The following is a 2,100-nucleotide window of genomic DNA, read 5'->3' as shown; positions in this document are numbered from 1 at the left end:
GCGGGGATCCAAGCCCGACGGCGGGAAGCCCGCGGCGTTTGCCGGCCTCCCGCCGTCGGGGTCTCCCTCGTTGCCCAGCTCAGGGACGGACGGGTGCCAAACTCCGGCTCTCGAGCCGGAGCTCGAGGTCATTCATGACGACGGCGGCAAGGTCACGGAGCGTTGCTGCATCTTCCGGGGCGAGGACACGGGGTTTGTAATCGAGAATGCACAGCGTGCCCAGGTTGTAGCCATCCCGTGAAGTCAGCGGCGCACCCGCATAAAAACCAAGACCGAACTCCCCGGCAACAAGCGGATTGGCCAAGGCCCGCGGGTCATTGGGGGCATTCTCCACAACCCAGAGGTCGTCCTGCAGGATCGCCGAAGCGCACAGACCTGGGTCCCGGTTGATTTCCTCCGCAGGGATTCCGTGGTGGGACTTGAACCAGATGCGGTCATGGTCCACGACGGAGACGATCGCTATGGGCACCGAGAAGACCCGGGCCGCGAGTGCCGTGATCCTGTCGAAGGAGCCGTCCGGAGGGGTATCGAGAATGCCGTAGCGGTGGACAGCCTCCATGCGCGCGTCCTCGTTGGCGGGGATGATGGCGGTGTCCACCTTGTGCTTCCCGCGGCTGTTGACGGTCTGGTCGTAGAGGGCCTGGGTTACTTCGCGCGTGGAGGGCCGGTCCTGCGGGTCCCGTGCCGTCATGGCCGCCAGCAACTGCTGCCATTCCGGGTCCAAGCCGGCAGGAATTTCAGGGTCCCTGATCAGTCGCGCCACGGCGCTCTGGAGCGGATCGCCCTTGAATACGGGCTCGCCTGCAAGGCATTCAAGCAGCACAAGTCCAAGGGAGTAGACATCGCTGGCGGGCCCCACCGGTTCGGCCATCGCCTGCTCCGGGCTGAGGTATGCCGCGGTTCCGAGAACGTCACCGGTGTCGACATGCGGTGTGTCCGCCATGAGGGCAATGCCGAAGTCGGTCAGCTTCGCGCGCATCCGGGCGGCATCGTGGTGGTAGTCGAAGACCATGATGTTGCCGGGTTTGACGTCGCGGTGGACTACGCCGCTGTCATGAATGTAGGTGAGCGCGTCCGCCAGATCGTGGCCAATCTGGGCCGTGTGCCGGGACGAGAGCGGGCCGTCCTGGAGGCGGCGGCGGAGGTCCGGGCCCTCCACGAGCTCCATCACGAGGTAGATGCGGGGGCCGGATTCGGTCCTGTCCGCTCCTGCGTCCAGGAGCGTGACCAGGTTGTGGTGGTTCAGGCGTGCGAGGACTTTCAGTTCCGCGTCGTCGTCCTGCGCATCCCTGTTGGCGGGCTTGATGACCACCTTGACGGCCACGTCCCGGCCGAGGAATTCGTCGGTAGCCCGGTAGACGTTGGCCATTGCACCGGAACCGATCTGGTCCACGACGCGGTATCGTCCGCCGAGGAACGTTCCTGCTGAAATGCCGGACAGTACGTCCATTGGATACCTTGAATTTTCCCGAGCGCGCCAAAAGGCGTGCGGTGCGTAGGTTGGTGTGGGGTGCTGGCAGGAGGGGGTTAATAACAACGCGGCTTGGAAGGCCGGCGTCCGATTGGAAGCATCGGCCTTTAACGCTGCAGGAAGAGCCGGTGCGTGTCGGCTCTTCCTGCAGCAGTGGAGCTAGATGAGGCTGGGGGCGCTGGCGAGGATATAGTCCGCCGCGGCCGGGCCAGTCATGGACAACTCATTGTGATCCGGATCGATGCCGAGTTCCTTCAGACCTGCCCGCAAGGCCTCGGGGGACTCGGGCTGTATCGTGTTGATCAGGCTCCAGCTGGTGTAGAGGCCATAGAGCTCGTCCGGAGTCAGCCCGGAGTCGGTTTCCCGGTCCGCAGTGAGGGCCTCGGCTACGAAGCGGTCAAAGTGTGTTGCAGTCATTTTTGGCTCTTTCATGGCGTGCACATTTGATACGCCGTTCTGCTTCAGCGATAACGGACCACTGCCCTTTGGGCAGAGAACGTCCTAAAAATTTATGCGAGACAGACCGTTCTGTCTAGTTACGGTTGGCTTACGGTCATGTGCAGGGTCGGAAGCTTGGCCAGGCGCCCTGTCAGGGGGGGGGTCCGGGGCACCTCCGGGGGTCGGCTTGG

The 2,100-nt window shown here is 63.8% G+C and carries 2 protein-coding genes; both read right to left on the bottom strand.

Annotated elements, in window-relative coordinates; translation table 11 throughout:
• Positions 1 to 79: 79 nt before the first annotated feature.
• Positions 80 to 1,450 (bottom strand): protein kinase, encoded by a 1,371-nt coding sequence (locus LQ144_RS22835; RefSeq protein WP_230121524.1) that lies wholly within the window; start codon positions 1,448 to 1,450, stop codon positions 80 to 82.
• 180 nt (positions 1,451 to 1,630) lie between these two features.
• The gene (locus tag LQ144_RS22830; RefSeq protein WP_230121523.1) at positions 1,631 to 1,888 is read right to left on the bottom strand and encodes a hypothetical protein; all 258 of its coding nucleotides are present in this window, start codon (positions 1,886 to 1,888) and stop codon (positions 1,631 to 1,633) included.
• Between the last annotated feature and the right edge of the window lie 212 nt (positions 1,889 to 2,100).

The organism is Arthrobacter sp. Bi83, from assembly GCF_918698095.1.
In the GTDB taxonomy this organism is placed as follows: domain Bacteria; phylum Actinomycetota; class Actinomycetes; order Actinomycetales; family Micrococcaceae; genus Arthrobacter.
The sequence above is the reverse complement of the archived record's forward strand: the minus strand, read 5'-3'. Positions and strand labels throughout refer to the sequence as shown.

Bases quoted from the DNA above. Each gene is read 5' to 3' on its own strand.
- LQ144_RS22830 (WP_230121523.1), bottom strand. From the start codon at position 1,888: ATGACTGCAACACACTTTGACCGCTTCGTAGCCGAGGCCCTCACTGCG.
- LQ144_RS22835 (WP_230121524.1), bottom strand. From the start codon at position 1,450: ATGGACGTACTGTCCGGCATTTCAGCAGGAACGTTCCTCGGCGGACGA.